Origin of the sequence: Actinomyces sp. oral taxon 897 (assembly GCF_002999235.1) — a bacterium.
In the GTDB taxonomy this organism is placed as follows: Bacteria; Actinomycetota; Actinomycetes; order Actinomycetales; family Actinomycetaceae; genus Actinomyces.
This window is the reverse complement of the sequence record NZ_CP027236.1, coordinates 2628562-2654549: the sequence shown is the minus strand read 5'-3', so window position 1 is coordinate 2654549 and position 25988 is coordinate 2628562. Positions and strand designations below refer to the sequence as shown.

Annotated in this window: 21 protein-coding genes, 1 tRNA gene and 1 riboswitch; of the genes, 1 reads left to right on the top strand and 21 read right to left on the bottom strand. The window is 72.9% G+C overall.

The window, feature by feature from the left end:
• Nucleotides 1-30: 30 nt before the first annotated feature.
• The 21 genes from C3V41_RS10475 to C3V41_RS14275 form a co-directional block, all read right to left on the bottom strand.
• Nucleotides 31-765, bottom strand: a complete 735-nt coding sequence (locus tag C3V41_RS10475) for an arsenate reductase/protein-tyrosine-phosphatase family protein (protein ID WP_106110206.1) — start codon at nucleotides 763-765, stop codon at nucleotides 31-33.
• Nucleotides 762-1040: a PqqD family protein gene (locus C3V41_RS10470; protein WP_106110205.1), complete on the bottom strand. Its 279-nt coding sequence runs from the start codon at nucleotides 1038-1040 to the stop codon at nucleotides 762-764. The genes C3V41_RS10475 and C3V41_RS10470 overlap by 4 nt, the downstream gene beginning before the upstream one ends.
• A complete protein-coding gene (locus C3V41_RS10465; protein ID WP_106110204.1) occupies nucleotides 1037-1933 on the bottom strand; it encodes a nucleotidyltransferase family protein in 897 nt (298 codons plus the stop codon). Before C3V41_RS10465 ends, C3V41_RS10470 begins: the two co-directional genes overlap by 4 nt.
• The gene (locus C3V41_RS10460; RefSeq protein ID WP_254423573.1) at nucleotides 1930-3243 is read right to left on the bottom strand and encodes a type I 3-dehydroquinate dehydratase; all 1314 of its coding nucleotides are present in this window, start codon (nucleotides 3241-3243) and stop codon (nucleotides 1930-1932) included. Before C3V41_RS10460 ends, C3V41_RS10465 begins: the two co-directional genes overlap by 4 nt.
• Nucleotides 3244-3259: 16 nt before the next feature.
• Complete coding sequence (locus tag C3V41_RS10455; RefSeq protein WP_106110203.1) at nucleotides 3260-4213, bottom strand: Ppx/GppA phosphatase family protein; 954 nt, start codon at nucleotides 4211-4213, stop codon at nucleotides 3260-3262.
• Between the two features lie 79 nt (nucleotides 4214-4292).
• Nucleotides 4293-4829 (bottom strand): DUF501 domain-containing protein, encoded by a 537-nt coding sequence (locus C3V41_RS10450; protein ID WP_106110202.1) that lies wholly within the window; start codon nucleotides 4827-4829, stop codon nucleotides 4293-4295.
• Nucleotides 4826-5662, bottom strand: a complete 837-nt coding sequence (locus C3V41_RS10445) for an FtsB family cell division protein (RefSeq protein WP_129591572.1) — start codon at nucleotides 5660-5662, stop codon at nucleotides 4826-4828. Before C3V41_RS10445 ends, C3V41_RS10450 begins: the two co-directional genes overlap by 4 nt.
• A 108-nt stretch (nucleotides 5663-5770) precedes the next feature.
• Complete coding sequence (locus C3V41_RS10440) at nucleotides 5771-7261, bottom strand: hypothetical protein (RefSeq protein ID WP_106110201.1); 1491 nt, start codon at nucleotides 7259-7261, stop codon at nucleotides 5771-5773.
• Between the two features lie 3 nt (nucleotides 7262-7264).
• Nucleotides 7265-7912: a WbqC family protein gene (locus C3V41_RS10435; protein ID WP_106110200.1), complete on the bottom strand. Its 648-nt coding sequence runs from the start codon at nucleotides 7910-7912 to the stop codon at nucleotides 7265-7267.
• Nucleotides 7909-8529, bottom strand: coding sequence for a PIG-L deacetylase family protein (locus C3V41_RS10430; protein ID WP_106110199.1), 621 nt, complete (start codon nucleotides 8527-8529; stop codon nucleotides 7909-7911). Before C3V41_RS10430 ends, C3V41_RS10435 begins: the two co-directional genes overlap by 4 nt.
• Nucleotides 8530-8568: 39 nt before the next feature.
• Nucleotides 8569-9534 (bottom strand): glycosyltransferase family 2 protein, encoded by a 966-nt coding sequence (locus C3V41_RS10425; RefSeq protein WP_106110198.1) that lies wholly within the window; start codon nucleotides 9532-9534, stop codon nucleotides 8569-8571.
• A gap of 458 nt (nucleotides 9535-9992) precedes the next feature.
• Nucleotides 9993-11279: a phosphopyruvate hydratase gene (gene eno, locus C3V41_RS10420; RefSeq protein WP_106110197.1), complete on the bottom strand. Its 1287-nt coding sequence runs from the start codon at nucleotides 11277-11279 to the stop codon at nucleotides 9993-9995.
• Nucleotides 11280-11596: 317 nt separating this feature from the next.
• Nucleotides 11597-12334, bottom strand: a complete 738-nt coding sequence (locus tag C3V41_RS10415; protein WP_106110196.1) for a phosphoglyceromutase — start codon at nucleotides 12332-12334, stop codon at nucleotides 11597-11599.
• An 87-nt stretch (nucleotides 12335-12421) separates the two neighbouring features.
• Nucleotides 12422-12494: transfer RNA gene (locus C3V41_RS10410), tRNA-Arg, on the bottom strand.
• A gap of 45 nt (nucleotides 12495-12539) precedes the next feature.
• Nucleotides 12540-13475 (bottom strand): universal stress protein, encoded by a 936-nt coding sequence (locus C3V41_RS10405; protein WP_106110195.1) that lies wholly within the window; start codon nucleotides 13473-13475, stop codon nucleotides 12540-12542.
• Nucleotides 13476-13648: 173 nt separating this feature from the next.
• Nucleotides 13649-14443, bottom strand: a complete 795-nt coding sequence (locus C3V41_RS10400) for a C40 family peptidase (RefSeq protein WP_106110194.1) — start codon at nucleotides 14441-14443, stop codon at nucleotides 13649-13651.
• A riboswitch (cyclic di-AMP (ydaO/yuaA leader) is annotated at nucleotides 14443-14607 on the bottom strand. It overlaps the preceding gene by 1 nt.
• 192 nt (nucleotides 14608-14799) lie before the next feature.
• Nucleotides 14800-15477 carry a metal-dependent transcriptional regulator gene (locus tag C3V41_RS10395; RefSeq protein WP_106110193.1) on the bottom strand — a complete coding sequence of 226 codons (678 nt, stop codon included), beginning with the start codon at nucleotides 15475-15477 and terminating at the stop codon, nucleotides 14800-14802.
• Nucleotides 15474-16781, bottom strand: a complete 1308-nt coding sequence (locus C3V41_RS10390; protein WP_106110192.1) for an MFS transporter — start codon at nucleotides 16779-16781, stop codon at nucleotides 15474-15476. Before C3V41_RS10390 ends, C3V41_RS10395 begins: the two co-directional genes overlap by 4 nt.
• A 450-nt stretch (nucleotides 16782-17231) precedes the next feature.
• Entirely contained in the window at nucleotides 17232-18704 is a 1473-nt protein-coding gene (locus C3V41_RS10385; protein ID WP_106110191.1) for an NCS2 family permease, read from the bottom strand.
• Nucleotides 18705-18990: 286 nt separating this feature from the next.
• Nucleotides 18991-20736: a DUF3027 domain-containing protein gene (locus C3V41_RS10380; RefSeq protein WP_106110190.1), complete on the bottom strand. Its 1746-nt coding sequence runs from the start codon at nucleotides 20734-20736 to the stop codon at nucleotides 18991-18993.
• 248 nt (nucleotides 20737-20984) lie between these two features.
• Nucleotides 20985-23279 carry a helicase-associated domain-containing protein gene (locus C3V41_RS14275; RefSeq protein WP_302475973.1) on the bottom strand — a complete coding sequence of 765 codons (2295 nt, stop codon included), beginning with the start codon at nucleotides 23277-23279 and terminating at the stop codon, nucleotides 20985-20987.
• Between the two features lie 631 nt (nucleotides 23280-23910).
• Here C3V41_RS14275 and C3V41_RS10370 point away from each other — a divergent pair.
• Nucleotides 23911-25617, top strand: coding sequence for a DNA repair helicase XPB (locus C3V41_RS10370; protein ID WP_106110189.1), 1707 nt, complete (start codon nucleotides 23911-23913; stop codon nucleotides 25615-25617).
• Nucleotides 25618-25988: the final 371 nt, after the last annotated feature.

Here is a 25988-nt window from a genome sequence, read left to right as displayed (position 1 = left end):
CCCGAGGTCACGCTACCAACGCCGTGGCCCCTACCGCAGGAGGAACGGGACAAGCGTGATCAAGTCCGCGTCAATGCGCTGGGCGACCCCGGCGGCGAACTCCGTCCCCCGTCGGAAGGGGTCGGGCACGTCGGCGGACTCGTCGGGCGCGGGGCACCGCGCCCCCAGGGCGGACACCAGGACGGAGGCCGATATCCTGCGGGCCCGTCGCCCGCCGCCGGGCGGCTCCAGGCCCTGGACGGCCTCCACCAGCTGCCCCAGGGTGAAGCAGCGGCCGGTGACCTCGGGGTAGTCCTCCACGAGCCGGCGCCGGTGCTCGACCGCCATGCAGATAATGAGCGCGCTGCGGTCCAGGATCCGCTGGTCCACGGGCTGGGAGCGGTGGGCGGCGACCTCCTCGGGGCTCACCCCCCGCTCGCGGGCCTGGGCGGACATGGCGGGCTCCATGGGCTGGTCCACCAGGCCGGGGACCCCGGCGCTGGTGACCGCCCAGGTCTCACCGGAGCCCAGCAGCTGGCGCAGCCGCATCTCGGCGTAGGGGCTGCGGGAGATGTTGGCGGTGCACACCATGAGCACCCGGGGTGCCCCACCGTGGCGCCGGGGGGCGGAGCCGCCCGTGGGGACCAGGTGGCGCAGGAGGCGCCGGGGCCGGTTGCCCCGGCTGCTGGGCGCCGTGTCCCCGAAGACGCCGCCACCGGCGTGGATGTCGAGCCGCTCACGGCGGGCGTGTCCGCGGGAGGCGCGCCGCCCGGAGGTCGCGCTCACGGGACCTCCTCCAGCAGGCCGTCGGTGACCAGCTCGTCCAGGAAGGCGCTCACCTCGGGGGCGATGCGCGAGGCCGGGAGGCCCACGGCGTCGGCCAGCACGGCGGCCACCTCCTGGGCGTCCCGGGACTCCTGGGCGACCAGCCAGATGGAGCGGGCGGAGCCGCTCAGGACCAGGGGCTGGCCGTCAGGTACGTGGGCAAGGTAGACGTTCGCGTCCTCACCGCCGGAGGCGTCGTCCACCCAGGCCAGGCGCTCGGGGAGCCGGTAGCTCATGTCTGCCTCCTCTCGTGGTCGGTACGGTGCAGGAAGGTGCGGACCTCACCGACGGCCCGGGTCAGGCGCCCGGCGAACTCGGCGGCCACCTCCCCGTGCGAGGGGCGCCTGCCCAGGCGCATGGCCAGGTGGTCGGTGTTGACCAGCAGGGAGCGGGCCACGACCCTGGTCTTGGCGGCCGGCCCCGGGGCGGCGCGGAAGCGGGCACGCCACTCCTCCAGGCGGGAGGTGCCCCCGTGGGCCAGGACGAACCAGAGGTCGTGCGCGGGGTCGGCGGCGTAGCGGTCGAGCTCGCCCAGGGCGGCGGCCAGCCCCACCTGGGCCCCCACGGACACGGCGAGCCGCCGGATACGGGCGCGCTCGGCGGCGTCGGCCCGCACCCAGGCGCGCTCGTAGTCCGGGTCGAGGCTCCCGGACCCGTTGCGGGCCACGTGCAGGAGCAGCAGGAGGCGCTGGGCGGTCAGGGAGGGGACCGGGCAGGGCAGGCCGGCGACCGCCTGCAGGCGCCGGTTCGCCCACAGCACGGCGAAGGCCTGGGTGGCGGTCATGCCCGGGAAGACCCGGTGGACGTCGGCGTAGCCCCAGGAGGGGTGGTAGAAGGTCGCGGCGTGCTCAAAGACCGAGCCGGTGGCGAAGCTGGTGACGTGCTCCCAGCCGTGGTCCGCCAGGGCCTCCACGTAGCGGGCCACCTGCGTGGGCCGGACGACGACGTCGGCGTCGGTGGCCGAGCGCAGGGGGCGCCCCAGGCTGGGGTCGACCGCGGGGCCCTTGACGTGGAGGACCTGGACACGGGCCTCCTGGGCGATCACCTGGAGCGCGGCGTGGGCCAGGTGCGTGCGCACACCGACGGGGACGCCTCGCGTCGCGGGCCCCTGGCTCGTCAGCGTAGTCATGGGCACATGGTATGCCCACGAGGCCCCGCAGCCACCTCGTAACCCGCGCCCGCCCCCCGGTGCAGGCCCAGCACCTCGTGGACCGCCCGGACCGACTCAATGGGCAGCTGACCGGGGGCCGAGGGAGTCCAGGAGCCGTCGGGCCCGGGCACCAGGACGAACGTGAGGGCCGAGCCGAACACGCCCCCGGCGACCCGGGTCACGGCCCCCTGCTCCCCCATGGACATGGTGACCAGGGGCACGCTCAGGATCTCCCGGGCGCAGGCGGTGGCGTTCAGGAGCCGGGCCACGTCGACGGCGTCGTGGGGGGTGGCGGCCAGCTTGACCACGTCGGCGCCGTCGTCCTGCATGTCGATCAGCAGGTCCATGGTCTCGTCCTCCTCGGGGGTGCCGGAGAGGTCGTGGCAGGAGGCGACCACGTCCAGGCCGGCGCGGTGGACCAGGCCCGCCAGGAGACGCAGGTCGGCCCTGGCCTCCTCCAGGTCGCGCCCTCCCGGGACGTACAGGCCGGCGCAGTAGGCCTCGACGTCGACGGCGTCGGGGCGGCGCAGCCCGGCCCCCTCCAGGTAGCCCTCCGCCAGGGCGCCCAGGACCGCGCGGTAGCCGCTACGGTCCAGGTCAAGGCCCCCGCCCTGGGAGCGGGTCCTCAGGGTCACCAGGACCCCGGGGCGCGTCACCCGCCCCTCCGCCTCCTCGGCGGCCCCCGGCGCGGCACCTGGCACCGAACCAACCACGGCACCTGGCACCGGGCTCGCCGCGGCACCAGCGTCGGCGTCCTCCAGCGCCCGCACGACGGCGTCGGCGGCCCGGGCCAGGAGCCGGGCCAGGAGCCGGGGATCGCCGCCGCCAGCCTCCTGGACCTCCTGGAGCAGGTCCCCCCGCAGCTCGACGACATCGGCCCCGGCCCGCCGGGCGGCCAGCACCTGGTCCAGGCAGCCGGCGAGGGTGGGTGCGGTGGTGGAGACGGCGAGGAGGGGGACCTCACCGCCGACGAGCGCCCCGCCCCACCGGCGGACGCGCACCATCGGTCGGCCCTCGTCAGGGTCGCAGTCCTCCAGCGGGCTCACGGCGGAGCCGGAGGCACCACCCAGCGAGCCCCCGGCGGGGGAGGAGACACCACCCGGTGAGCCCCCGGCAGACTCCGACGTGCGGTCCGGCGGGCTCACGGTGTTGACGGAGGCACTGTCCAACGGGCTCGCAACGGGCTCGGACGTATAACCCAGCAGGCTCACGGCGCCACCCAGCGGGCTCGCGGCGCCCCGGTCGGGCTCGTCGTTCCCGCGCGCGGCGGGCAGGGGCTCACGGCTCATGGTCTTCCTGGACTCCTTAGATCTGTGACAGGGCGATACCGTCAAGGATGTCGTGGACGGAGGTGGAGACCACCGTCACCGGGTGGTCGGTGCGGGCGGTGTCGGCCACCACCCGTGCCACGACCTCGCTCCACACCAGGGCCCCGGCGGCAATGACGTCACGGCGCCCGGGGGCGAGGAAGCCCATGGCCTCACGCTGGGCGGGCGTGGAGTGCACCAGGGCGTCGCAGGAGGCCAGGACCGCCTCCACGTCCAGGCGGGCGGCGGCGATGGCGCTCGCGTCAAAGGCGTCCAGGCCCAGGGCGTGGGCGGTGACCGTGGTAATGGTGCCGGCCAGGCCCACCAGGGCCCCGGTGGCCCCCAGGTCGACGTCCCCGCCCGCCTCCTGGATGCGGGCGCGCACGTCGGCTCGGGCGGCCGCCTCCGCCTGGGGGGTGACGCCCCCGGCCAGGTAGCGCTCCGTGATCCTCACCGAGCCGGTCTGCATGGAGTGGAGGGCCTCGGGGCGTCGGCGGCCCAGGACGAGCTCGGTGGAGCCGCCCCCCAGGTCCACCACGAGGCGCGCGGAGCCGGCGGGGGCGGGGGCGGCACCCACCAGGGAGCCGAGGTAGGCGAGCTCGGCCTCCTCCTGACCGCTGACGACCTCGGGCTCCACCCCCAGGACCCGGCGCACCCCGGCGGTGAAGTCCTCCCGGTTGCGCGCGTCGCGGGTGGCGGACGTGGCGATAAAGCGCACGCGCTCCGCCCCCAGCTCCCCCACCACCCGGGCGAAGTCCGCCGTGGCCTCCAGGGTGCGCTCCAGGGCGGCCTGGTCCAGGTACCCGGTGCGGTCCACGCCCACCCCGAGCCGGACGATCCGCCCGCTGCGGGTGACGTCGCTCAGGGTCACGGCCTGCCCGGTGTGGACGAGGTCGGCGACCAGCAGCCGGATCGTGTTGGTACCGCAGTCAATGGCAGCGACGCGGGTCATGGTGTCCTCCGGTGGTTCCGCGGTGCGGGTGTACGGCAGGCCGCGGCGTCCCTCGTACCCGCCAGACAGTCCGACAGTATCAGCAGTAGCAGCGGGTGGCCTCCCACAGGCCCCGGGCGGCCAGCGCCGCCAGGGTGAGGTCACCGACAGGGTTGACGCCGGGCCCCACCGCCAGGGAGTGGCCCAGCAGCGCGTGGAGGCACTTGACGCGGGTGGGCATGCCGCCCGCGCTGACCCCCTCGATCTCCTCGGGCCTGCCCAGGACGGCCCTGCGGGCCAGGTAGTCCTCGTGGGCCGCGGCGTAGGCGGCGGCCAGGGACGGGTCGGCACCCAGGCGGGCGTTGTACTCCTCCATGAGGTGCTCGGCCTCCAGGGTGGAGCAGCCCCGCACGGCCGCCGGGTGGGTGAGGTAGTAGGTCGTGGGGAAGGGGGAGCCGTCAGGCAGGCGGGGGGCGGTGCGCGCCACCACCGGGCGGCCGCACACGCAGCGGGCGGCGACGCCCACCACGCCGCGCGGGACGCGCCCGAGCTGCTCCTCCAGGGCCGCCAGGTCCTGGAGGGTGACCTCCTGGGAGTCCGGGTCGGGGACCGGGGGCCCCACGGTGCCGGGGGTCACGGGACGTCGTCCTGCCCCTGGGGGGCCCCGGTGGCGGGGGCACGCCCTGCCCCGTCGTCCGACCGGTCCTCGTCCTGGGGGTCGGGGGCGGCCGGCTCGGAGCCGTCCTGGTCGGGCGTCCCCGGCTGGGGGGTGCTGGGGGCCGGTGAGCTGCTGGGGTCGGCGGTGGGGACCACCGGGACCTGCGTGGTCCACCCCTGGCGGGCCGGCTCGGAGGGCTGGGCAGGCTTCTGGGGCGTGACCTCCCCGGCGACCACGGCCGACTGGCGCAGGACCTCGTACCAGGGCACGGCGGTCTCCTGGGGGTCCGCGCCGCCCTGGCCCGGGGGCCTGGTCACGCTGTCGGCGCCCACGACGACGTAGCTCGTCTCCCCCGGCATGACGTAGGACAGGCGCTCACGGGCCTGGGCCTTGACATAGGCGTCGTCCTGCCACTGGGCGAGCTCGGACTCCAGGGCGGTGGCGGTGGCCTGGGCGGAGGCGACCTGGGAGACCACCAGGTCGTACTGGGCGCGCTGGTAGAGGTAGGCGGTGACGGTGCGGAACATGACGACGCCGGCGAAGACGAGGGTAATGCCCATGATCACCGTCTTGGTCGTACGCGACAGCCCCCCGTCACCGGCCAGGCGCACGTTCCGGGCGGCGGACGATGCTCCGGGGCGCTCACCCGGCTCCTGCTCCGGGGACGCCGTCGCCCGCTCGCCAGGGGCGGGGCGGGCCGCCGGCCGGGGCGTACCGGCCCGGGGGGCGTCGGGTGCGGGGTCGGCGGCGTCCTCCCTCCCCCGGGGTGCGACTGACCGAGGTCGGGCAGGGGCGGGTCGGCGCTGTCTCATGGCCCCGATCCTGCCTGAGAGCCGGGTACGAGGGCGTCCACCGGGGACGGCGGGTCGCTCACGTCGTGGCCCTGGGCCCGCCCAGGGCACCAGGACCTATGGCGTAGGTCACGGGTGCGTCGGGTACTGGCCGGGGTCCGGCGCCGCCGACCCCGCGGCGTCCTGGTGCCCCTGGACCCACTGGCACGTGAGGACAGCCGTCCAGGGCGTGGGCACCCCCTGGGGGGTCAGCGGGACGGTCACGGTCGTCACGCCCTCCTCCTGGCAGGTCCGGCGGGCCTGGGTGAGCGTGTCCGGCCAGGAGGGCCCGTGGGTGGCCCACTCGTCCCCCCGGGAGTCCGCCACGCACCCCAGGGCCATGACCAGCACCAGGCCGCCCGAGACCGCACGCGCCAGGCGCCCCGGCCCCGCCCGATCGGCCAGGAGGACCAGGGCGGGTCCTATGGTCAGGGAGGGGATGAGGGCGTACCGGGAGGCGTTGGCCAGGCCCTGGGACGGCAGGATGGTGGAGAGGTCGGCGAAGTTGACCGTCGCGGCCAGGAACGCGGTACCGGCCGCCAGGAGGAGGGCCACCAGCCACCGGGTCTGCGCCGGGGCGCCGGGCAGGAGCACCAGGAGCACCAGGGCGTAGCCGACGAGCACGAGCACCGAGAACACCCCCGTCCCCAGGAGGTTGGTGAGGGCCTGGCTGACGGACTCGCCCAGGGCCGCCTCGGCGGGCCCCCGGACCACGACCGTCCCGGCCAGCCCCGTGGGGTCGTCCCGCAGGGAGTCCAGGAGCGAGGAGGAGCGGGCCGTGGTGTCAATGAGGGCGCCGTGGAGCATCAGAGCCAGCAGCATGGCGGCGGGCACCAGGCGCTGGCGGCCGCTCAGGGCCGCCAGCCGCCACAGGGCGACCGGGGCCAGGGCGAAGGCCAGCGGGTCGGTCAGGGCCGCCCCGGTGACGAAGAGGACCCCCAGCAGGACGTGCCCCGGCCGCCTGAGGGCCCCCAGCAGCGCGAAGGTGGCGCCGACCACGAGGAACCACCGCAGGTTGGTGAGGTTGCCCAGCACCTCCTGCTGGCCGACCCCGCCGAACAGGGCCAGGGCGCCGCACGCCAGCGGGGCCCACCACGCTCGGGTGCAGGGCGTGACGACCACGATCACCAGCAGGGCCAGCAGGAGCCTGAGTGACGCGCTCGCGGAGGCCACGCACACCGGGTAGGCCTCAGCGGGTCCCTGCGCGCAGGCGTTGCTGATCAGCCGGGGGACCACGTGGAGGTAGCCGGTGTAGCGCTCCAGCAGGCTGGCGCCGGTGAGCGAGCCGTGGAGGAAGATCTCCCCGTCCTCCTTGTGGACGTGAGCGGTGAACGCACCGTAGAGCCGCGGCACCATGAGCCAGATAGTCCCGGCCAGGAGGACCGCCAGGTAGGTCAGCCGCTGCCGCCCGGTCAGGGACGGCCAGGCCGCCGGGGCGAGCGGCCCCCTCCAGACGCCACCGGTACGGGGCGCGGGACGGCGGTGGGGCGCGTCAGGACGCCGACGGGGCACGGGACGCTGGTCCCGCCTCCCGGGGACGGCGTTGCCCGACCGCCCGGAGGCCGTGGACGTGGTCCGCACCCACTACCCCTCGTGCTCGTGGAGGATGGCGGGCATGGGGTCCTCCTCGTCCAGCAGGAGGGTGACCACCGAGTCGCCGGTAAGGTGCTCGTGGCGGGACCAGGTCAGCTCGATACCGTGCTCACGGAACACCTGGGGGGCGTCCGGGCCCATGTAGGCCAGGCCGCCGGAGCCGGAGAGGTAGACGTCGCCGTCGACCATGGAGACCTGCTCAATGAGGCGGGCCACGTTGTGGCCCTGGGGCGGGGGCGTGGTGACCAGGGGGGTGGTGATCCCCAGCATGTCACGCACGATCTCGATCATGGCGGTGTTGACCTCGTCCAGGCTCCTGCCCTGGGCGGCCTCAATGCGCTCGCACAGCTCGCGCCCGCGGGTCTTAAAGTAGCGCGCGGCCGAGTACCGCCCCCGGATGACGTTGGTGAGGTGGCGCTGCCAGCCCTCGCGGACCACCACGTCCTCGATCGGGATGAGGGCGGGCTTGCCCTCCAGGATGTGGGAGGCCCAGCGCCCGCGCATGGTCACCCGGCGCTGGTAGCCGTGCTTCTGGAACTGGTCGTGCACGGCCAGGATGAAGACGTCGCTGTGGATCATCTTGTACCAGAAGCCGGAGTAGGGCAGGAGGTCTGGCTGGTGGATGGCGACGGTGGTCATCGGCGGATCTCCCTGACGAGGGCGTACTGCTCGGCGTAGTCCATCTGGTGGGTGCGGCCCACCGCGGCGGCGATCTGCTTAATGGAGGTCAGGGGGTGGGGGCCCTCCGGGGTCTCGGAGACGTAGCACTGGCAGGCCCGCTCCTTGGCCTCGGCCTGGGCGGCGGTGAGCTCCTCGAACACGTTCCAGCGCAGGTCGGTGGGGTAGAGGGAGAGGTCGTAGACGGCGACGTCGTAGACGTAGACCATGGGCGGGTACCAGTGCAGGTGGCTCATGGACATGCGGCAGGAGCGCATCCCGGCCTCGTAGGCGGCGATGTGGTCCTGGTGCAGGGAGGGGTAGGGAAGGTAGACCTCCTCGGGGTGGTGCTCGGCCATGACGGCGTCGACGTCGGCCACCAGCCGCGCCATGTGGTCGTGGACGTAGCCGTCGGGGTAGTCCAGGTTACGCACGTTGGTCACGCCCAGGATCTCCATGGCGGCGGCGTGCTCACGTTCACGCACCTGGCCCGAGCCCGCCACATTGAGGACCAGGCACTCCGGGCCGTACTTGGCCAGGAGGCCGCCGCAGCCCATGGACTCGTCATCCATGTGCGGGGATATCACAAGACGCTTCATCGGTTTCCTTAACACTCGGTGGTGGGGGTGGAAGGCGGGCTAGAAGCTGGCGGTGACGTCCTGGGCGTGCCGGTAGCCGGCCAGGGAGGCGGACTCCACGCACAGGGCCACGAGCTTCTCGGCCACGTACCGGGGCACGTAGGGCAGGAGGCGGTCCACGGCACGGGTGGCCCGCTCGTAGCGGGGCTCGTCCCCGGCCCGGGAGAGCCCGTCCACCAGGCGCCCCCAGGGGCCCGTGCCCGCCGACGGGAGTGACAGGGCCGAGCCGTGCCGGGCCTCGAAGGTGCGCCGGGAGGCCCCGGAGTGGAAGGCGCGCATGACCCGGTCGTGGGTGGACGTCGGGGCGCCCAGGTGGGCCACCTGCAGCTCGGGGGCGATGACCAGCGGGATCCCGGCCTGGTGGAGCCGGTAGCCGTAGTCGGTGTCCTCCATGCCGTAGTGGGCGTACTCCTGGGAGTACTCCCCCACCTGCTCCCAGGTGCCCCGGGTCAGGGAGCAGTTGGCCGACCACAGGCGCCAGGGCTCAATGTCCCCCGCGTAGGCCGAGGCGATGAGGTGGTCCATGGACCGCACCCCGTAGGCGCGCGCGTAGGGGGAGTCGGGCATGACGTCGTTGGCCAGGGCGACCACGCCGCGCGGCCCGTGGTGGGCGTGGCGGGCCACGTGCCCGCTGACGAAGTCGGGCGCGGGCAGCAGGTCGTCGTCGCAGCGTATGAGGACCTCCCCGCGGGCGGCGGCGTGCCCCGCGTTGAGGGCGGCCACGCGCCCCCGGTTGCGGGGGAAGACGATGACGTCCAGGTCCAGTCCGGTGGACTCCCCCAGGCCGGCCAGGACGGCGGCCGAGGCGTCGACCTCGCCGTCGATGACGACGACGACCTCGAAGTCCGTGGTGTCCTGCTGCGCGAGCCCGCCCAGCAGGACCGGTAGCCTGGCCTCGCCCCGGTAGCTGGGGACGATGACGGACGCGCTCGGTGTCAAGGCGGGGACCTCCTGGGGCTCGGGCATGCGGCGCACGGTACCTGACCAGGCCTGCCAGGGGTAAGTCTACATGGGGGCCGGTGGCGTGCCGTGGGCGGGCCCGGTGGTGACCGACACCAGGCCCCGGCACCGCCGGTGGGGCCGCTACCGGCGTGGGCCGCCCGCGGAGAGTGCGGTTCGCACGGTCGAGCCTCAAGCCCGCCCGTGCGTCTGCGGGGCCGGTGGGGCCGCTGGCTCCCTCCCTGCGCCAACCCTGCGCCCGGTTCCTCGCACCGGCTCCGCTCCCGGCGCCCGGAGCTGACGCCGGTGGGGCCGGGGCACGTGCCCCGGCCCCACCGGTGGAGGGCCAGCCTAAGGCGCAGGCCCCGGCTGGTGGCCCTACCCGCGCCCAGGGGCGCATTCCGGGAGGGCAACGGCCGCACCACCAAGGTGGGCGGCCCTACCCGCGTCCTCCAGGGGCGCAGGCCCCTGGAGGACGGACCGCCTCAGGCCTTGAAGCGGGGGAAGGCCTTGGCGCCGGCGTAGACGGCGTCGTCGCCCAGGGCCTCCTCGATGCGCAGGAGCTGGTTGTACTTGTTGACGCGCTCGCCGCGGGCGGGGGCGCCGGTCTTGATCTGGCCGGAGTTGGTGGCCACGGCCAGGTCGGCGATGGTGACGTCCTCGGTCTCGCCGGAGCGGTGGGAGGTCATGGTCTTGTAGCCGGCGCGGTGGGCCATCTCCACGGCCTCCAGGGTCTCGGTCAGGGAGCCGATCTGGTTGACCTTGACCAGCAGGGCGTTGGCGGCGCTCATGGCGATGCCCTTGGCGAGGCGCTCGGGGTTGGTCACGAAGAAGTCGTCACCGACGATCTGGACCCTGTCGCCGATCTCCTCGGTCAGGCGCTTCCAGTGCTCCCACTCGTCCTCGGAGAGCGGGTCCTCGATGGAGACGATCGGGAAGTCCCTGATGAGCTGCTCGTAGTAGGCGACCATGTAGTCGTTGTCGCGGGCCTCGCCCTCGAACAGGTAGGTCTTGGTCTCGTTGTCGAAGAACTCGCTGGAGGCCACGTCCATGGCCAGGGCGACGTCGTGGCCGGGCTTGTAGCCGGCCTTCTCGATCGCCTCGACAATGAGCTCCAGGGCCTCGCGGTTGGAGTCGAGGTTGGGGGCGAAGCCGCCCTCGTCGCCCAGGCCGGTGGACAGGCCCCGCTCCTTGACGACCTTCTTGAGGGAGTGGTAGACCTCGGCGCCCCAGCGCAGGGCCTCACGGAAGGTGGGGGCGCCGATGGGGGCGATCATGAACTCCTGGATGTCCACGTCGGAGTCGGCGTGGGCACCGCCGTTCATGATGTTCATCATGGGCACGGGCAGGACGTGGGCGTTAGGGCCGCCGATGTACTGGAAGAGCTCCAGGCCGGCGGACTCGGCGGAGGCCTTGGCGGCGGCCAGGGAGACGCCCAGGATGGCGTTGGCGCCCAGCTTGCCCTTGTTGGGGGTGCCGTCGAGGTCGATCATGAGGCGGTCGAGGCCGCGCTGGTCGGAGGCGTCGAAGCCGATGACCTCGGGGGCGATAATGTCGTTGACGTTGTCAACGGCCTTCTCCACGCCCTTGCCGTCGTAACGGCCCTTGTCGCCGTCGCGCAGCTCGACGGCCTCGAAGGCACCGGTGGAGGCACCGGAGGGGACGGCGGCACGGGCACTGGTGCCGTCCTCCAGGAGGATCTCGACCTCAAGGGTCGGGTTGCCACGGGAGTCCAGGATCTCGCGGGCGTGAACTGTCTCGATGAGGGCCACTTGGTGCTCCTAGGTGAGATTGACCAATTGCAGGGTCAGCCTACCGTTGACGTGGCCTACCTCGCAGGGGGCTGAGGTCCCGCCGTCAAGAGTTCACCGGGGGCGATCTTGGCGCCCGCCCCAAACGCGCCCCGTGCCCGCGCCGGGGACGCTCTGGTCCCCAGGGACGCACCAGCCCCCGGGCGCCCCGCCGCGGCCTGCGCGCCGCGGCCTGAGGGTGCAACGGCGCCGCCTGCTGCCCCACCGGAACGGTGGGGGCGTGGACGGCGCCCGGGGCTGCCCGCGCAGGCCCCGGACGCCGTCGCGCGGTCAGGAGGTCACTTGCCCTGGTTGGCCACCGCGGCGATCTTGGCCTCGGCCTCAGGGTCCAGGTAGCGCCCGCCCTTCTCGAGCGGCTTGAGGGTCTCCTCGTCGAGCTCGTAGACCAGCGGGATGCCGGTGGGGATGTTGACGCCGGCGATGTCGGCGTCGGAGATGTCGTCCAGGTGCTTGACGATGGCGCGCAGGGAGTTGCCGTGCGCGGCGATCATAATGACCTGGCCGGTCCTGATGGCCGGGACGATGGTGCCCTCCCAGTAGGGCAGGAGGCGCTCCAGGACGTCCTTGAGGCACTCGGTGACGGGGATGGGCTCCCCGGCGTAGCGGGGGTCGGTGTCCTGGGAGAACTCGCTGCCCAGCTCGATGGCCGGCGGCGGTACGTCGTAGGAGCGGCGCCAGAGCATGAACTGCTTCTCCCCGTACTCCTCACGGATCTCCTTCTTGTTCTTGCCCTGGAGCGCCCCGTAGTGGCGCTCGTTGAGGCGCCAGCTGCGCTCGACCGGGATCCAGTGCCGGTCGGCGGCGTCCAGGGAGAGGTTGGCGGTCATAATGGCCCGGCGCAGCATCGAGGTGAAGAGCTTCTCGGGCAGGACTCCTGCCTCCTTGAGCAGCTCGCCGCCGTGGACGGCCTCTGCGCAGCCCTTGTCGGACAGGGGGACGTCGACCCAGCCGGTAAAGAGGTTCTTTGCGTTCCAGTCGCTCTCGCCGTGGCGGAGCAGCACGAGGGTGTATGCCATGGGCCTCATTGTGCCAGGTGGATCACTTCTACGCGAGGCCTATGGGGCCCGAGATCCTTGCGGACCCCGGGAGCCCCGCTGGCGTCGTGCCCCCGAGACGATTCGAACGTCCGACACCCGCTTTAGGAGAGCGGTGCTCTATCCCCTGAGCTACGAGGGCTGTGCTGTGGGGCCCAGCCTAGCAGGGCCTGGGCCCCGTTCCCACTCAGGCGCGCCCCCACGGCGTGGACGTGCGCCGTGCCCGCTCCTCACCCTTGGAACGGTCGGGAACGACCAGCACCGGGCAGGAGGCGTGAGACAGGACACCCTGGCTGGTGGAGCCCAGCAGGAGGCCGGAGAACCCGCCCCGCCCGCGTGAGCCCACCACCACCAGGTCCACGGCGGTGGAGAACTCCGCCAGGAGCTCGGCGGCGTTGCCGTCCAGGGCGTGGCGCCGCACGGTGACCCCGGGGTGGCCGTCCAGGGCCTCGGCGATCGCCCGGTCCAGGCCGCTGCGCACGTCGGCCAGGACCTGCTCGCGGTCCACGGTGGCTGGCAGCCAGGCCAGCACCCCCGCCCCGGTGGCCATGGGGACGGCGGCGATGGCGGTGGCCTCGGCGTCCCAGGCCTCTGCCTCCTCCACGGCCCAGGCCAGGGCCTTGCGGGCGGAGGAGGAGCCGTCCACGCCCACCACAATGCGTCGTACCGGGGTGAACTCAGCCCCCTCGGTGTGCCGGGGCACCACCACGGTGGGGCAGTGGGAGTGGGCGGGCAGGGCGGAGGAGACGGTGCCCAGCAGCCGGTCGGCGAAGCCCCCGCCGCCTCGGGTGCCCACGACGGTCAGGACGGACTGCTTGGACAGGTCCACCAGGACCCCGGCCGGGTCCCCGGTCTCCAGGGAGCTGGTCACCCGCACGTCCTTGTCCCGGGCCCGGGCCACGGCCTCGTCGAGCACCGCCTGGGCGCCGGAGCGGATGGCGGTGTCGTCCAGGACGGCGTAGCCGCCGTCCAGGGAGGCCGTGGTGAACGAGGGCAGGGAGTAGGCGCATAGGAGGTGGACCCGCCACCCCTTGAGTGCGGCCCGGGCCACGGCCCAGTCCACGGCCCCGAAGGACTCCGGTGACCCGTCAACCCCGACGAGGACCACCTTGTCGTCTGTCATAGTTTCGTGCCCCTTTCTGTGAGCGTGGGGCGGTGCGGGCCAGGACCCCGCGTTCGCCTGTGGTGCAAAACACTATACAGACACGGAGGAGGGCACCCACCGCCTGGACGAGTGCCCTCCCTCTCAGCGAAAGCAGTTGTCGAGCTGGAGCCCGCAGGATCTAAAGCCGCAGGTCAGACCATCCGCAGGAAGGTCGCGCCACCGCGGACGGGCATGTAGCGCACGCCCACGCCCTCGCTCTCGGCGGAGACCATCATGCCGTCACCCACGTAGATGGCCACGTGACCGGGCCACCACATGACGTCGCCGGGCTGGGCGGAGGCTGCCGAGACCGGGGTCCCCATGCCGCGGATCGCCGAGGAGGAGTGGGGCAGGCTGACGCCGATCTGGGAGTACACGTACTGGACCAGGCCGGAGCAGTCGAAGGCACCCGGGCCGCCAGCACCGTAGACGTAGGCGGCGCCCACGTACTGCATGGCGATGGCGGCCACGGAGGAGTTCCCGGCAGCCAGGGCGGGGGCGGGGGCAGGGGTCGTGTCCTCCTCGGCCGCCGCCGGGGTGGTCGTGGGGGCAGAGGCCTCGGTCGTGGTGGTGGCAGCGGTAGTCGTCGTCTCGGCCGCCGGGGCGGCCTCCTCGACCGCGGGGGCGGGGGCAGGGGCAGGGGCCTCGGCGGTGGCCTGGGCGGCCCCCTCCGCGGTCCAGGTCGCGTCAGAGGCGACGGAGATCTCAGGGTTGTTGGTGACCGCCGCACGGGCGTCCGTGGTCAGCGCCCCCGCACCGAGGGAGCCGGCTGACTCACCGACCTCGGTGCTGCCAGCGGCCACGGCCGCGCCCTGGGCGAGGACGGTCAGGGCCAGGCCGGAGGCGGCGGCGACGCTCAGACCGCGGCGTGCGGTCGGAGCAACCCCGGAAAGCGCCGCCATCGGTCGCTTTGCCTTGCGGTGGCGGGCCACAGGTCGAGTCGTCATAGTTTCTCCTTGGTAGCCGCCGAGGTGAGCTGTCGGGTTCGAGCTGGAGACGCTCGGCCCGCTGTCGCGGGCTTCACCCCAAGACCAAGCAGCCTTGTGGGCCACCTGGCCGGAAGTTGGGTCCCCCGGACCTGCCGGATTGAAGAGTCAGGGTGACGAGAACACGTGCCGACAGGACTAGGCATCACGTCCCTCGTCGCAGCCTGGAAACCGACTGCGTTCGCTACTCTAACCAGCAGACCCCGGTCGGTGCACCTCAATACCCCCTCCATCCTCCTGTGGTATTACACACAGGACTCACGGCGCGCCGGGCGGTACGAGGTCGCCAGGGACGAGGGTCACGAGGACTTGTGTGATTATCGCCTCAAAAACAGGTGTCGTGCCAGGTCACGGGGCAGGACGACGGCGTCGCCCCCGGGCCCCTCCACGCGCACCCCCCGGTAGACCGCCATCACCTGCACCTGCGCCTTCGGCACGATGCCGGCGTCCTCCATGTCCACCAGGAGCTGGTGGCTGGCCTGGACCGGCTCCCCCACCCGGGCCACGACGGCGTCAATGACCTCGTCGATATCGCCGGCCAGGCTCTCGGCGCAGATCTCGTCGGGCGCCGGGGACGGGTAGACGATCCCGGACGGGGGCACGGGGTTGCCGAAGGGGTCGGACTCGATCTCCCCCAGGAGGGCGAACAGGTGGTCCTCGACCTTCTCGCTCATGACGTGCTCCCAGCGACAGGCCTCGTCGTGGATGAGCCGGCGGTCCAGTCCGATAATGTCCAGGAGCACCCTTTCCGCAAGCCGGTGCTTGCGAATCACCTCCGTGGCGTGGCGCCGCCCCTCGTAGGTCAGCTTCAGGGAGCGGTCCTCGGCGACGTGGATGAGGCCGTCGCGCTCCATACGGGACACCGTCTGGGAGACCGTGGGACCGGAGTGGTCCAGGCGCTCGACTATGCGGGCGCGCAACGGCGTAATCCCGTCCTCCTCCAGCTCGTAGACGGCCTTCAGGTACATTTCGGTGGTGTCAATGAGTTCACTCACGGCCGGTTCTCCTTCGGATCGAGGTCGTCTCCCTCGGCGTGGGCGGCACGCTCGCGGGGTCCGCTGGCGGTCGGGAACGGGTCTGGGGCATAACGAGCCGGGGAGGCGCTCCCGCGGCGTCGGGCCCACGTGCCCGCGACCACCGCAATGGTAACGGCTGCCACACCGCCGAGGAGGAGGGCGGCGCGCGGACCCCAGGTGTCCGAGACCCACCCGATGAGCGGGGAGCCCACCGGCGTGGACCCCAGGAGGCACATCATGTAGATGCTCATCACCCGTCCGCGCACCTGCGGCGCCGCGGTGAGCTGGATGGTCTGGTTGGCAGCCGTGAGCAGCGTCAGGGTGCACAGCCCCACCGGCACGGTGGCGAGGGTGAACAGCAGGTAGCCCGGGGCCAGGGCCATGAGGAGGGTGGAGGCCCCCAGGAAGAGGGCCGCCCACACCACCGTGCGCACCTGCGGCTGGCTGCGCCGGGCCGCCCACAGGGCCCCGCCCAGGCTCCCGACGGCGAACACCGAGGAGACCGTGCCGTAGGCGTCGGACTCCAGGGCGAAGACGCTGCGCACCATGGCCGCCATGGTCACCTGGTAGTTGAGGGTGAACATTGAGACCACCGTAATGACCCCGATCATGACCAGCAGGTCCGTGCGGTGGCGTACGTAGCTCAGGCCCTCGCGCACCTGCCCGTGGGCCCGCGGGGCGCGGGCCACCTCGTAGAGCTCCCCCACGCGCATGAGCGCCAGGGCCGCCGTCGGGGCCAGGAAGGTGGCGGCGTTGACGGCGAAGACCAGGCCGGGGCCGACGGCGGCGGTCACCATCCCGGCGGCCGCGGGCCCCAGGAGCCGGGCGGCGTTGAAGGAGGCGGAGTTCAGCCCCACCGCGTTGGCCAGGTGGTCGGTCGGGACCATGCGGACCACGAAGATCTGGCGGGCGGGGGCGTCGTAGGCGCTGCCCACCCCGGTGAGGAAGGCCGCCAGGTAGACGTGCCACAGGGCGGCCCGTCCCATGAGGACGTCGGCGGCCAGGACCGCCGAGACCACCCCCATGAAGGCCTGGGTCACCATGAGCAGCCTGCGCTGGTCCAGGCGGTCGGCGACCAGGCCGGCGTGGGCGGACAGCAGCAGGGCGGGCAGGAACTGCAGCGCCGTGGTCATGCCGGTGGCGCTGGCGGAGTCGTCGGTGAGGATGCGCAGGACCAGCCAGTCCTGGGCCACGCGCTGCATCCACGTGCCGGTGTTGGTCACCAGGGCGGCGAAGAACCAGATGCGGTAGTTGCGGATTCTCAGGGAGTCAAAGGTGCGCATGGCGGGCTCGGCGTGTCGGTCGGTAACCGCACCAGCGTACGCCTGCCGCAAGCCACGCGGGGCGCCCTCACGCCCCTCTCCCGCCCCGTCCTCCCCGCGAGAACGGTACTTATTGCTCGCGAGAACGGTACTTGTTCGTCGCGAGAACGGTACTTGTTTGCCGTGAGAACGGCGGCGTCGCCCCTGGCCGTCGCTCCTGGGGCCTCAGGCACGTCGCCCCTGCGCGGGGCGGCTCCCTCAGCCTGAGGCTGGGCGACGCCGGGGCCGCTGGCACGCCCGCCTGCCGGGGCGGCCGCCGGCAGCGCTCCGGTGCGGCCGGGCACGCCATGGCGAGGCCGCTCCTGCGCAAGGTGGCCGCCGGATCCGTCCGGTACAGGCACCCCTCGCGCAGCCCGCCTCCTCCCTCCCGCTCACTCTCGCAGGAGGGGACGCAGGCGGGGCGGCCCCGGCTCAGCTCACGCCCAGGATCTCCTTAATGGGAGTCAGGGTGAAGTAGACCACGAAGAGCGCGGCGGTGAACCACATAAGCGGGTGGACGCTGCGGGCCTTGCCTCGCGACACCTGCACCACGACGTAGGTCACGAACCCTGCCCCAATACCGTTGGTAATGGAGTAGGAGAAGGGCATCATTATAATGGTCATAAAGGCCGGGACACCCAGTTCGGGACGCTTCCAGTCAATCTCGGCGACCTGGGTCATCATGAGGAAGCCCACAATGACCAGGGCAGGGGTGGCGGCCTCGTAGGGCACCATGGCCACCACCGGGGACAGGAAGACCGACAGCAGGAACAGCACGCCGGTGACCACGTTGGCCAGGCCCGTACGCGCGCCCTCGCCCACTCCCGCCGCGGACTCCACGTAGGAGGTGTTGGAGGAGACCCCGCCCAGGCCGCCGGCGATGGCGCCCACGGAGTCCACCACGAGGATCTCACGGGTACGCGGCGGGTTGCCGTCCTCGTCGAGCAGGTCGCCCTCGGCGCCAATGGCCACCATGGTGCCCATGGTGTCGAAGAAGTCGGCCAGCATGAGGGAGAAGACCAGGAGGACCACGGAGACCGTCCCCATCCTCTCAAAGGATCCCAGCAGGGAGAAGTGCCCCAGGCTGGACAGGTCGGGCACGGCCACGGGGTTGTCGGACAGCGCGGGCACGCTCAGCGCCCAGCCGGTGGGGTTGAGCGTGCCGCGACTGGCGTCGTCGTTGAAGGCACCCAGGTGGAGGACCGCCTCAATGACCACCGCCAGGACGGTGGAGGTGACGATGCCAATGAGGATCGAGCCGCGCACCCTGCGGATGTACAGGACGATCGTGAAGAACAGGCCGAACAGGAAGACCAGCACCGGCCAGCCCTGCAGCGAGCCGCCCAGGCCCAGCTCCAGGGGCGTGCCCCCGGCGCGCACCACCTTGGCGTCCACCAGCCCGATCAGGGCGATGAACAGGCCGATGCCCACGCTGATGGCGGTGCGCAGGTGCACCGGGACGGCGCGGAAGACGGCCTCACGGAACCCCGTGAGGACCAGGACCAGGATAATGACGCCCTCAATGACGATCAGGCCCATGGCGTCGGCGAAGGTCATGCCGTTGGTACCCACAATGGTGTAGGCCACCATGGCGTTAATGCCCAGTCCCGCGGCCATGGCCAGCGGGTAGTTGGCCACCACGCCCATGAGGAGCGTCATGACCCCGGCAATGAGGGCGGTCGCGGCCGCGATCTGGGCCTTGGCGGCGTCCAGGTCGCCGGCACCGGCGTCGGGGCCCGCGAAGGCGGAGCCGAGGATAATGGGGTTGAGGACCAGGATGTAGGACATCGTGAAGAAGGTGACGAGTCCGCCACGCACCTCACGGTCAATGCTCGAGCCGCGCTCAGTGACGTGGAAGAAACGGTCCAGGGGATGGAGGGGAGGGGTGCGCGAGCCCTGGGGCACCGTCTCCTGCGTGCTCTGGGAGGAGGAAGTTCTCACGTGTCCCTATTGTGGCAGAGACCGGGGTAAGCGGCATCTCATCCTTTCCTCTCAGCCATCTCACCGGGGTGCGGGCGCTCCCCGCGCCGTCCAGGCGCTGTCCACGACCCCTGTGAGGCGCGGGGGCGGCCTGCCCGTGGGCGCCCCTGGGCGAAGCGCTCGGTGGTGAGCTCGGGGCTGACGGGGCGCCCTGCCCGTGGGCGCCTTGTGGCAGGGCCGCCGGGTCCCGCGGCACCCGGCGCCGCCTACATCAGGTGCGGGCGGCCAGAGCGGCCTCCAGGTCCGCCAGGGCGGTGGCCGCGTGCTCAGGAGCCAGGTCCAGGTGCAGGTCGGCAGTCAGATCCGGGCCCAGGTCCGCCGTGAGGTCGGCGACGGCGTCGCGGGCGGAGGCGGCCCGGCGCTCCGGGTCCGTGTCCGGCCCCTCCCGGCCGGGCGCCTGTCCCAGGACCTCCACCAGCTGCTCGACGGCGGGGCCCGCCTTACGAGAGCGTCGCGGGCGGGCGGGGCGCGACCGGGACCCGTCATCCCCGTCGGGCTGGCCAGCGGGGGCCTGGTGTGCCTCCGCCTGGGGTGCCGCCTGGGAAGTCGTCACCCGACGCGCCTCCGCCTGGGGTGTCGCCGCCGGTCCCTCAGCCACGTCCTGGGACCCCTCGGCCCCCTGCGGGGCCGGGCCGCCCTGCAAGGCCTTAGCGTCCGGGGCCTGACCCCCCAGGGCCCCGGCCTGCGGGGCCCCAGTAGTCCCGTCCGGTTCAGTGGCCTGTTCCGGCTCAGGAGTCTGGTCTGGCTCAGTGGGCGTCTCAGACCCACCGGCCTCGAGGTCCGGCCCGGCGTCCTGGGGCGCGGGAGCCTCAGCCGGGGCGTCCGGGGCGTCCTGGTCCTGAGGGGCACGGGAGGAGGCGCGAGTACGCGGGGCACGGGCCCTACGCGACGCCCTGGCCCTGCCCCTCCTGGCGGACCCGTCCTGCTGCGTACTCCCGTCCCGGGCCTCCCGGGCTTCCTGGACGTCGCCCTGCGAGGCCGGGTCCTCACCGTCCTGGGCGTCCTGCGAGGCCGAGCCCCCGGCGTCGGACGCCTGGGCCTCCTGGGCCTCCTGCGGGGCCGGGTCCTCACCGTCCTGGGAGGCGCCCTCGCGCAGGAGGCGCCCGTCAGTACCCAGGACCTCCAGGTCGGCCTCGTCCACCCGGGCGGGGGTGACGGGCCACTCGGGCCCCTGGTCGGGCAGGTCGGTCTCGGAGTGGGCGCCGCAGCCGTGGTCCAGGGAGACCACCCGACCGTCGTCGGGGGCCCACTCATTGGCGCAGACCCCGAACAGCCCCCGCATGGAGCCGGGCATACGCATGAGGAAACCGCAGGTGCCGCAGGTGGCGTCAGCCTGGCGGACGCCGTCGGCGCCCGGGCCGGCCTCGCCGTCGTACCAGCGCTGGGCGGCGCGGCTCCTGCCAGCGGGGCTGAGCACGCGGGCCCGGCCGAGGTCGAGCTCGTCCAGGGCCGCCGCGTCCCCCTCCTCACCGGTGGCCTCCCAGCCCGGCTCCAGGCGCTCGTCGGTCTCGCGGCGCGGCAGACGGTCGGAGCGCCCCACGTCCCCGGGCCGCAGGCGGTCTGCCCAGGGCACCCAGGCGGGGGCGAGCAGCGCCTCCTCACCGGGCAGGAGGCCGACCTCGCAGACCGTGGCGGTGCGTGAGCGGGGCGGGCGGCTCACGGTGACCGCCCAGCGCCACCCGCGGTAGCCGGCCATGGTGGTCTCGAAGAGGTGTGTGACCAGGCGCTCGCCTTCGCTGCGCGCAGCGGTGTATGGGCCCACGGCCTCCGGAATGGTCAGGTCGGCCAGGACGGAACGGGCCATCTCGATAGCGGTGGGGGAGGTCAGGGTACGGTCCCGGGCCGCGGCAGTGCGCTGGGCCTTGGTGGGCAGGGAGCCGGGCCGCGCGACACCTGCGGTAGCAGGGTCGTTGACCGTACCCATGGCCTGAGCCACCTCGGAGTGAGCCGTCTTCATAGTCACGCCCCCAGTGTAGGGGCACAGGCAGACCTGCCCGGGTAACCCGGAGGACACCGCGGTCAGACACGCCCGCGGCAAGGGGTCTGCGTGCTCCGGGGCCCGGGTACCGGTGGCGCGTCATCGGGGCGTACCCTCCTGCGGATGGCAGGGCCCGGGTGGCTCGGCCTCGCGCCCGCGGCAAGAAGTGCGGGGCACTGGTCCGCCGGCAGGCCAGGACACGGCCGGCACCGGGACGCGGGCGCCGGTCAGGAGGCGGGGGTGACGGAGACAATACGGTGGACCCCGACCGTCAGCTCGGTCTGACGCCGCAGGTCCGCCAGGCGCACCCGCCCCGGCTCGACCTCCAGGACCCGCACACGCCGCTCCTGGACGACGCCGTCAGTCCCCGCCAGGCGCAGGAGCACGGGGGTGCGGGTGGCCCGCGCCTGGCGCATGACGGCCAGGGCGTGCACCGGGTCGGTGGCGGTGTGCGCCCCGCCGCCCGCCGCCCGCCAGGCCTCCTCCCCCTTCCTCATGCGCCCCACCAGGACCATGAGGTCACGGGCAGCCGGACGACGGCGTCTCACGGGCACCGCCTCCAGGCGCTCCGGCTCGGGACGGGGACCATGTGCCTCCACCTGCTGCCCCAGGACCAGCTCGCCGTCGGCGTCCTCCAGGACCGGGGCCAGGCCAGCGGCCCGCAGCGCGCGCAGGACCTGCCCGACCGGGGCGCTGGCAGCGAGCACCCCGGGAGCGAGCTCACTCAGCCCCAGGTCGGACAGGCGCCTGTCCGCCAGGAGCCCGGCGGTCACGGCCGGGTCAGGCGCCCGCAGGACCGAGACCACGGCCCGGACCCGTACCGCCCCGTGGTGCCGGGCGGCGTCGTGGACGAGGGAGGTCAGCGTACTGGGCAGGGGGCCGGGGCTGAAGCGGGCCAGGCGCTCCAGGAGCCGGTCGGGCAGCTCACCAGCGTCCAGGGCGGCGCGGACCGACTCCGCCGTAAAGCGCACGGTCAGGGCCCCGCCGCGTGACTCCACCCGGGTGCAGCGCTCCAGGAGGTCGGCGAGCTCGGGCGTGGGGCGACCGGGCACGACGGCGGTGAGGTCGGACTGGACCAGCAGCACCCCCACCGGCGTGGGCAGGTCGGCCGCCAGGGTGCGGGCCAGGGAGCCCAGCAGCTCCTCCTCGTCCTCCACCTGCCCGGCCAGGGCGCGGGCCAGGACCCGTCCGCCCGCGCTCAGGGCCCCCGAGCCGGTGAGGCCCAGCAGCTCGGCCTGGGCCAGGAGCGCTTCCACCGCCGTACGCTCGGGACGACGCCGGGGCCGGGAGGTGGACAGGGTGGCGTAGGCGAAGTCGGCGGTCAGGGCCGTCCCCTCGGGCAGGCTGAGCAGCAGGCGCAGGAGCCGGCGGCGCAATGTGCTCACCCACGGGGCGGCGGTCTCAGGGTGCAGGACGGCGCGTAGGGTGTTGTCCGGTCCGCGCCGCCCCACGAGCCAGGGCGCACGGTCGCTACCGGCCCAGGCCACCACCAGGGCCGCCCAGCGCTCAGGCAGGGGGTCCCCGCTCCAGGCCGGGTCCTCACGCGAGGGGATCCAGGCGCTCCCCTCCTGGTCCAGGCCCAGCAGCCCGGCCCCGGCGGTGAGCTCGATGACGGTGGCCGTCTGGGCCAGGGAGACGTGCAGGGCCTCGGCGCTACGGTTCAGGCCACGTACCCCCACTCCCCCGGTGCGCAGGATCGGCGCGCCCTGACGACCCCACTCCTCCAGCAGCACGGACACGAGGCGGACCACCTCCTCCGCGTGGCGGCAGGCCTCGGCGGACACCGTGGCGGCGTCCAGGACGTCGAGCCCGGCAGCCTTGGGGGCACGTAGGGACACGTCCGCGGGCAGGAGGTCACCGTCGCCGGCAGCCTCCACCAGGCCGGTCACGGGGCGTCCGGCCACGGTCAGGGCCAGACGCTCAAGAAAGGCCAGACGCTCGGTGACGACGTCCGCGTCCAGCTCCCCGGCCAGACGACGCACGAGGTGGTCCGCGCCCACCCCGGGCCCGCCGTCCTGGGGGGCGCCCGCCTCGTGCCCATCGCCCTGCGCGCTCTCACCAGGCCCGGCAGCGCCGTCGGCCCCGGTGCGGGCTCCGGCGTCAGGTACGACGGCGTCAGTGCCCGCGTCCCTGCCGGATCCGTCCGCACCAGCAGCAGGCGCCGCTGCCCCAGGACCACCGCCCTGGGAGGCGCCGGGCTCGGGCCCGCCGTCCTGGGGGGCGCCGGGCTCGGGCCCATCGCCCTGCGCGCTCTCACCAGGCCCGGTAAGTGCGTCGCGCACCAGGCACTGGGCGACGGCAAGGGCGGGGGCGTCGCACTGGGTGAGCGCCGCCTCGACGCTGGACCGCCCGACCGCGCGGGCAGCCAGGGCCGTGAAGGAGGGTGAGGGAGGGGAGACGAGGTCGGGGCGCGCAGCCAGGAAGGCCGCGACCTCGCGGTCAGAGCGCGCCATGAGGGCCGCCGCGACGCTCTCCACGTCGGCGGCGGTAGGTGGGATGCGAACGTCCTGCTGACGACTCACCTTCGTCACTGTACGCCCACTCACCGCAGATCCCTAGGGGCGGCTGGGAAAACCTCCCTTGGCGCACCCGGGCCCCACCCGCTGCCGCCCGCCCTGTCCGCACGCTTGGCCACCTACCCCTGGCGCACCCTGGCCCCACTCATTTCAGCCTGGAGGTGCCCCAGGCAATCGAACCTGCCCTATCGAACCTGCCCCTGGTGCACCCGGGCCCCGCATCAGGGCCGCCCCAGGGCCGCCAGGGCTCCCACCGGTAATACCCAGCCATACCCCGTACCAGGCGCCCCCGGCCTCGAGCCCGCCAGGACTCGAGCAGGTCACCCTGACCGTGACCGCCATCAAAAGGCCCCAGCCCCGAGCCCGCCCGGCCCCGAGCCCGCCCGGCCCGACGGACACAAAGGTTTCCGAGGGCCTCATTAGCCCCAGGCCGGGCGCCGTACAAGACCCTCACCCACCTCTGAGCGCAGACCAACCCTCATTATCGCAGACAAAACATCTTTAAACAAGAAAGAATTATTCACCCACAATAGACAGTCATCCATATGGCGACCCACTCCTTCCACGACACGACGGACCCTCCCGAGGCAGGGACTGACCCCTGCCCCTGCGCTCCACCCGGTGCCATACTCCGGCCATGCCCGGTCCTGACCCCGCATCCACCCCGTCCGCCCAGACACCCCCTGACGGCCCGCTCATTGTCCAGAGCGACAAGACGGTCCTGCTGGAGGTCGCCCACCCCGCCGCCGCCGACGCCCGCCGCGCCATCGCCCCCTTCGCCGAGCTGGAGCGGGCACCCGAGCACGTGCACACCTACCGGATCACCCCCCTGGCCCTGTGGAACGCGCGCGCCGCGGGACTGGACGCCGAGACGGTGGTCCACACCCTTATCACCTACTCGCGCTTCCCGGTGCCGCACACCCTGCTCACCGAGATCGCCGAGACCATGGACCGCTACGGGCGCCTGACCCTGGTCACGGACCCGGCGCACGGGCTGGTCCTGCATGCCAGCGACGTGGCGGTCCTCAAGGAGGTCATGCGCTCGCGGCGCACCACGGGCCTGCTGGGGGCGTCCCTGGGTGAGGCCGACGTCGTGGTGCACCCCTCTGAGCGCGGCCACCTCAAGCAGGTGCTCATTAAGCTGGGCTGGCCAGCGGAGGACCTGGCCGGCTACGTGGACGGCGAGGCCCACCCCATCGCCCTGAGGGACTCGCCGGACGGCGTGGCGGCGGGTGAGCCGGGGGCCTTCACGCTGCGCCCCTACCAGAGGCAGGCGGTGGAGAGCTTCTGGTCGGGGGGCTCCGGCGTCGTGGTCCTGCCCTGTGGGGCCGGGAAGACCCTGGTGGGGGCGGCGGTCATGGCGCGCTCCTCGACGACGACCCTCGTCCTGGTGACCAACGCGGTCTCGGCCCGGCAGTGGAAGGAGGAGCTGACCCGCTTCACCACCCTCACCGGGGACGAGATCGGGGAGTACTCGGGGGCCCGCAAGGAGGTCCGACCTGTGACGATCGCCACCTACCAGGTGCTGACCACCAGGCGCAAGGGCGTCTACCCGCACCTGGACCTGCTGGAGTCCCACGACTGGGGGCTGATTGTCTACGACGAGGTCCACCTGCTCCCGGCCCCGGTCTTCCGTATGACCGCCGACCTCCAGGCGCGCCGCCGTCTGGGCCTGACGGCGACCCTGGTGCGTGAGGACGGGCGCGAGGACGAGGTCTTCTCTCTGATCGGCCCCAAGCGCTACGACGCCCCCTGGAAGGACCTGGAGAACCAGGGGTGGATCGCCCCGGCGGTGTGCACGGAGGTGCGCCTGACCCTGGGCGCCGGTGAGCGTATGGCCTACGCGACGGCGGACAATGACGAGCGCTATCGCCTGGCGGCCTCGGCACCCGGGAAGGTCGCAGTGGTGGACCGGATCCTGGCGCGCCACGCGGGTGAGTCCACGCTGGTGATCGGCTCCTACGTGGACCAGCTGGAGGAGCTGGCGGAGCACCTGGGTGCCCCGGTTATCACGGGGACGACGCCGGTGCGTGAGCGTCAGCGCCTTTATGACGCCTTCCGCTCCGGTGAGGTCATGGTCCTCGTGGTCTCCAAGGTGGCAAACTTCAGTATCGACCTGCCGGGGGCGAGCGTGGCGGTGCAGGTGTCGGGCGCTTTTGGATCCCGTCAGGAGGAGGCGCAACGTCTGGGGAGAATCGTGCGCCCTAAGGAGGACGGGCGTCAGGCGCACTTCTACACGGTGGTGGCCAGGGACACGGTGGACCAGGAGTTCGCGGCGCACCGCCAGCGTTTCCTGGCCGAGCAGGGCTACTCCTACCAGATCGTGGACGCGGAGGACCTGTGAGCGGGCAGGAATCCCCACCCGGGCAGCCGGTTGTCATGGCGCGAGCAGGACTTGCCCGCGGGGAACGAGGCGCCTATCGCGGTCACCTGACACGAATCCGGGCTGGTTATGCAACGTTCCTGGTAGTTTCTTGACTGTCTGCGACCCCGGATTTCTGTGCGTGTCGCAATCTGAGGATCAGAGCGGTGGGCACTCCTGGCCGCGTCGGGACCCAAGCCCCTGACCTGCGTGGACATTGAGTGTACAAAGGTGAGGCTGGGGTGGGACCGGCTCTGATCCTCAGATTGCGACAAAATCAGGTGCCCGCGCCGTCGGGGGTGTGCATAACCGCTTCATCCGCGACCAGGGTTCCGGCCGTCAAGGGCCCGGCG